Source organism: Paraburkholderia sp. EG286B (assembly GCF_040965655.1).
GTDB lineage: Bacteria > Pseudomonadota > Gammaproteobacteria > Burkholderiales > Burkholderiaceae > Paraburkholderia.
Window position 1 is genome coordinate 24,686 of sequence record NZ_JBFRCF010000044.1, and the last position, 6,000, is coordinate 30,685.

Genomic DNA, 6,000 nt, shown 5'->3' on the forward strand with positions numbered 1-6,000 from the left:
CGTTTCGCACGCACCGATTTCTGCGTCACGCCAATACCGTGTGTGCATGCAGCGGCTTTCAATCTCCTCTCGCCTGCACGCTGTCACCGCCATCGGGAAAAATTTTTGGTAACCGTAGCGGTTACGTTCGCTTTCTATCGGCAAACACCGCGGCGCTCGCCTGCACCGCGAGCGCCTGTAAGGGAAAGCAAGACAAAAGATCGGCGAAGGCACTCGCGCGTTCGATGCGCGCAAGCAGCAGCGCGGCTGCGTCGTCGCGCACGCAGCCGTGACGGTCGAGAAATTGGCCCCAAAGCGAAAGCGCACGCACGCGGGCGACGGGCTGCGCGCTCGCAATATAGGCTGCGGGAAAGATGCGCCGGTAAGCGGGCACGTTGTAGAGCCAGGAAGTGCCGTGGACGAGCACGTTGCTCGACGCACGACCGCTTTCGCGCAGTTGCCCGCACAATTGATCGATCAAGCTCCGCAACTCGCCTTGCCGCGCGGCAAGTTGCCCGGCATCGAGCGGCGACATGCCGTTGTTGTCGGTTTGGGCATTGAAATGTAAACGCACCCCGCCATGCGGTTCCTGCGCGTAAGAGAAGCAGCCGACCGTGACGGTGACCTCAGGCGCCGACTGATGCGTTGGGCAGCACTGTAAGTAACGCCACGTCCACTCGCACTGCTCTGCAACGCTTGCGTGCTCATCGAGACCATCGACATAGGCGGCCCAGAGCGGGTGCGTGCGATCGAAGGTCCGCCCCGCGCCGAAGCGCACATATAGATTCGTACAGTCGAGCAACGCCGCCGCGAGCGGGATGTCCGCGAGGCGCGCCGCCGTGCGCGCGAAGCGCACCTGGAGGTCGTAAAACGCGCGTTCGGGTCTCAACGGGCCTCGTCTCCTTCGTCCACGATACAATGCGGCTGCGTCCGATCCGTCCCCCGCTGCCCCTATCCAACATGCAGAATACTATCCGGGCCTTCCTGTTGGGCCCGTTGCTCAAAGGCGTTTCCCGTTCGTTCTACCTCACGATGCGCGTGCTGCCCGCCGGCATGCGCGACCCCGTGGGCGAAGCCTATCTGCTCGCGCGCGCCGCCGACACCATTGCCGACACCGCGCTGATCCCGCCCGGGCGGCGGCTCGCCCTGCTGCTCGCGCTGCGCGAGCGCGTGAACGGCGCGACGAACCATGACACCCTGCTCGCCGATCTCGCAGGCGAGGTTGCGGGCCAGCAAACGCAATCGGACGAAAAGCTGCTGCTCGAATCGCTGGGCGGCGCGCTCGACGTGCTCGCGCAACTCGACGACGCCGACCGCCAGGCCGTGCGCGGGATCGTCACGACGCTCACCGAAGGCATGGAATTCGATCTGCGCACGTTCCCCGACGAGCGCTCGGGCCAGGTGGCCGCGCTCAACACGTGGGACGAACTCGACCGCTACACGTATCTCGTGGCGGGCTGCGTAGGCGAGTTCTGGACGAAGATGACATACATGCACCTGCCAGGCACGCTCGCGCCCTCGCTGGAACAAACCATGTACACGCGCGGCATCCGCTTCGGCAAGGCCTTGCAGATGGTGAACGTGCTGCGGGACTGCGGCAAGGATCTGCGCATCGGCCGCTGCTATCTGCCCGCTTCGATGCTGGCCCAGGCGGGGCTCAGCGCGCAGGACCTGCTGCAGCCAGGCGCCTCGGCGCGCGCGCGGCCGATCATGCTCGAACTCGTGCGCATCGCGCTCGATCATTTCCGCGCGGCCATCGACTATACGTTCGCGCTGCCGCGCCTTTCGGTCCGTCTGCGCCTCGCCTGCCTGTGGCCCATTCTCATCGGCCTCGAAACGCTCGAGCGCCTCGTCGACAACGACGACTGGCTCGATCCCGCGAAGACCTCGAAGGTCACGCGCAACGATGTCTATCGCATTCTTGCCTGCTCCACCGCGCTCGCGCCGTCGAATGCGCTGCTCGGCGTCTGGTTCAAGCGGCTCTTCGCGCGCATCGAGGCGCGTATCAAGGCCTAAAAAGTCCGGTCGAAAAAAAGCGCGCTTCGCAGCGCGCCTTTCGCGACTCGAACCAACGCGCCTCAACCTTTCTCTGCGCGATACAGCTTGATGATCGCCGAGAAGTCGAGCTTGCCGTCGCCGTGGCTGCTCATGGCCTGATAGAGCTGCTGCGCAAGCGCCCCCATGTACGCGGGCTGGTGCACGCCTTTGGCAGCGTCGGTGGCGAGACCGAGGTCCTTGAGCATGAGGTCGGTGCCGAAGCCGCCCGTGTAGCCGCGCGAAGAAGGCGCCGTCTCGATCACGCCCGGATACGGGTTGTACGTATCCGAACTCCAGCAGCGGCCCGTGGACGTGTTCATGATGCCGCCCAGCACGTTCGGGTCGATGCCGAGCGCCTCGCCCAGCGCCATCGCTTCGGCCACGCCCGCCATCGTGACGCCGAGCACGAGGTTGTTGCAGATCTTCGCCACCTGCCCCGTGCCCGTCTCGCCGCAATGGACGATGTTCTTCCCCATGCCCGAGAGCACCGGCTTCACGCTCTCGTAGTGCGCGGCGCTGCCGCCCACCATGAAGGTGAGCGTGCCCGCCGCCGCGCCGCCCGTGCCGCCCGACACCGGCGCATCGACGAACGCGTTCCCCTGTGCCTCGGCCAGCTTCGCGAACTCCTTGACGCTCGCGGGATCGATCGTGCTCGAATCGATGATCGTCACGCCCTTCGCGATGCCCGCCAGCACGCCGTCTTCCGCGGTGAGCACGCTGCGCACGTGCGCAGCGGCGGGCAGCATCGTGATGACCCACTCCGCGCCGCTTACCGCGGCCTTCGCCGATGCGGCCCGCTGCGCGCCGGCCTCGGCGAGCGTTTGCATCGCGCTCGCGCTCAAGTCGAACACCGTCACCGTATGTCCCGCCTTGAGCAGGTTGAGCGCCATCGGCGCGCCCATGTGGCCCAGCCCGACAAATCCGATTTCCATGAGCCTTTCCCCCTTATTGTTCAGTACTGCATGTTGATGCCGGGCAGCGCATCAGCGCAGGCTGATCGTCGTGTTCACGCCGTCGCTCACGGTCGCGTCGTCGAACCAGCGCGCGGTGACCGTCTTGGTCTGCGTGTAGAACTGCACGACCTGCTTGCCGTACGGGCCCAGGTCGCCGAGCTTCGAGCCGCGCGAACCGGTGAAGCTGAAATAAGGCACCGGCACCGGAATCGGAATGTTGATGCCGACCTGGCCAATGTCGATCTCGCTCTGGAACTTGCGCGCCGCCGCGCCGCTCTGCGTGAAGAGGCCCACGCCGTTGCCGAACGGATTCGCATTGACGATGGCGATCGCTTCATCGAGCGTCTTCGCCGAGAGCACCACGAGCACCGGCCCGAAGATCTCTTTCGTGTAGATGTCCATGTCGGTCTTCACGTTCGTGAACACCGTGGGGCCGACGAAGTTGCCGTTCTCGTAGCCCGCCACCTTCACGTCGCGGCCATCCAGCGCGAGCGTTGCGCCCTGCTTCACGCCCGAGTCGATCAGGCCGAGAATGCGCGTCTTCGCGGCGCGCGAAACGACTGGTCCGACGTCGGTCTTCGCCTCATGGCCCGCATTGACCTTGAGCGTCTTCGCCTTTTCCACCAGCTCGTCCACCCATTGCTGCGCGGCGCCCACGAACACGGCCACCGAAGTCGCCATGCAGCGCTGACCGGCCGCGCCGAACGCCGCGCCGACCAGCGCATTGAGCGCCTGCTCGCGATTCGCATCGGGCAGCACGACAGCGTGGTTCTTCGCGCCCATCATCGACTGCACGCGCTTGCCGTGCTCGCTGCCCAGACGATAGACGTGCGTGCCCACGGCCGTCGAGCCGACGAACGAAATCGCCTTCACGAGGTCGTGCGTGCAGATGGCATCGACGACTTCCTTGCCGCCGTGCACGACGTTGAGCACGCCCTTGGGAATACCGGCTTCGATGGCGAGTTCGACGAGCTGCATGGTCGAGAGCGGGTCCTGCTCCGAAGGCTTGAGCACGAACGTATTGCCGCAAACGATCGCCATCGGGAACATCCACAGCGGAATCATCGCGGGGAAGTTGAACGGCGTGATGCCGGCGCACACGCCTAGCGGCTGCTGCAGCGTATAGGTGTCCACGCCGCCCGCCACGTTCTCGGCGAAACCGCCTTGCTGCAGCGTGCCGATCGAGCAGGCGTGCTCGACCACTTCGAGGCCGCGGAAAATGTCGCCCTCGGCGTCGGGCAGCGTCTTGCCCTGCTCGGCGGTGAGCGTCTGCGCGATGCGCGGCATATGCTCGCGAATCAAGGCCTGCAGTTTGAGCATGATGCGCAGGCGCGCGCCGAGCGGCGTGTTCTTCCACGTGGCGAACGCGGCGTGCGCGGCCTTCACGGCCTGGTCCACTTCCTCGACGGTCGCGAACGGCACACGCGCGAGCACTTCCTGCGTGGCCGGATTGACGATGTCGCGCCATTCCTTCGTTTTCGATTCGACGAACTCGCCGTCGATGAGCAGCTTGACGGTCGAAACTTGCGCGTTGGATGCCTGGGTCACTGCGTTCATCGTGAACTCTCCCTGATGGATTCGAACGGGCCGGCCGTGGCCGGATATAGCGAAAGCTGTGGAACCAGCGAAATCTTCAATCGCAGCACGCGCGCAAGCACGCTGTGCAGATGCGTGCGGTCATGTCGAGCGTGCCGGGAATGGAGCCGGGCGAGGTAAAGGAGAGTCCTGCTGAGCACGGGCGCGCCGGCGTGCATGCCTGCGGCGCCCGCGCCGGGAACGACTGCATTTGCATCGTCTGTCTCCATCCTTGTTGTGTTGCGACCGTGGCTGTTTCAGTCGCGTTCTTCAACGAGTATAGTTATTCGAATATCCACGGCATAGAGATGAAAAAGCCCATCCGATATGCAAAAAAACACAACGAGTAGCATGGAGACACTGAACTGGGACGATCTGCGCTACTTCCTGGAAGTCGCGCGCACGCAGCGTGCGAGCGGCGCCGCGAAACGCCTGGGCGTCGACCACACCACGGTTGCGCGCCGGGTGCGCGAGCTGGAGGCGGCGCTAGGCACCGTCCTGTTCGACAAATCGCGCTCGGGCGGCTTCGTGCTGACGGCCGAAGGCCAGCGCCTGCTGGCCTACGCGGACGCCGTGGAAACCACGGTTCAATCGGCCAGCGAGCAGTTCGCGATCGGCGCGCAGTCGCTCTCCGGCCATGTGCGCGTGGGTTCGACGGAGGGTTTCGGCTGCTTCTTTCTTGCCCCGCAGTTGGCGCGCTTCACGGGCCAGCATCCCGACATGTCGATCGACCTCTTGCCGGTGCCGCATTTCGTGAGCCTTTCGAAGCGCGAGGCCGACCTCGCGATCATGCTGGAGCGCCCCGAGCGCGGACAGTACGTCTACACGAAGCTATGCGACTACCGCTTGCGCCTGTACGGCACGCCGGCCTATCTCGAGCGCCACGCGCGCATACGCACGCCCGCCGACTTGCGCAATCACGCCTTCATCAGCTATGTCGCCGATCTGGCGTTCAGCCATGAGCTGCTCTACCTCGAACGCACGGCGCCGAACGTGACCGCGAACCTGTGCAGCACCAGCGTGATCGCGCAATACCATGCTGCGCTGCAGGGCAGCGCGCTCGCGATCCTGCCTTGCTTCATGGCCGAGCCCGACCCGCGCCTCGTGCCGATCCTGCCCGACGAAGTCATGGTGACGCGGCGCTTCTGGCTGTGCAGCCGCGAGGACCTGCGCAAGTTGCGGCGCATCACGTCGCTCTGGGACTACCTGCGCGCGGCCGCCGACGCCAATCGCGCGCTGCTGATGGGCGAATCGCCGGAAATGCATTACGTCGAGCCGTGAACGCAACGCGCTTGACGGCATAACGCTTCACCGTTTCGCCAGGCAATAAAAAAAGGTTCTTCGTAGGAAACCGTGGAGCTTCTGAGGATGATTGCGTAACCTGAGTCCTGACTTTTATGGAATTCAGGAGGCGGAGTTGCTCGATCGCAAGGCACTTCAGGCGCTGGGCTGCTGG

5 protein-coding genes are annotated in these 6,000 nt (G+C 64.8%); 2 read left to right on the top strand and 3 right to left on the bottom strand.

Going from position 1 to position 6,000, the window contains the following annotated elements:
• Positions 1–121: 121 nt before the first annotated feature.
• Positions 122–868: a hypothetical protein gene (locus tag AB4Y42_RS41105; protein ID WP_368697513.1), complete on the bottom strand. Its 747-nt coding sequence runs from the start codon at positions 866–868 to the stop codon at positions 122–124.
• A gap of 71 nt (positions 869–939) precedes the next feature.
• On the opposite strand from AB4Y42_RS41105, the gene AB4Y42_RS41110 reads away from it, so the two are divergent.
• Positions 940–1,995: a phytoene/squalene synthase family protein gene (locus AB4Y42_RS41110; RefSeq protein WP_368697514.1), complete on the top strand. Its 1,056-nt coding sequence runs from the start codon at positions 940–942 to the stop codon at positions 1,993–1,995.
• Between the two features lie 62 nt (positions 1,996–2,057).
• Here AB4Y42_RS41110 and mmsB read toward each other — a convergent pair whose 3' ends face one another.
• Together mmsB and AB4Y42_RS41120 are read right to left on the bottom strand one after the other, a co-directional pair.
• Positions 2,058–2,948, bottom strand: coding sequence for a 3-hydroxyisobutyrate dehydrogenase (mmsB, locus tag AB4Y42_RS41115; RefSeq protein ID WP_368697515.1), 891 nt, complete (start codon positions 2,946–2,948; stop codon positions 2,058–2,060).
• 51 nt (positions 2,949–2,999) lie between these two features.
• On the bottom strand, positions 3,000–4,526 hold the full coding sequence (locus tag AB4Y42_RS41120) for a CoA-acylating methylmalonate-semialdehyde dehydrogenase (protein ID WP_368697516.1): 1,527 nt from the start codon (positions 4,524–4,526) through the stop codon (positions 3,000–3,002).
• Positions 4,527–4,871: 345 nt separating this feature from the next.
• Between AB4Y42_RS41120 and AB4Y42_RS41125 the strand changes: the two genes are divergently transcribed.
• A complete protein-coding gene (locus tag AB4Y42_RS41125) occupies positions 4,872–5,825 on the top strand; it encodes a LysR family transcriptional regulator (protein WP_368691262.1) in 954 nt (317 codons plus the stop codon).
• The last annotated feature ends 175 nt before the right edge of the window (positions 5,826–6,000 follow it).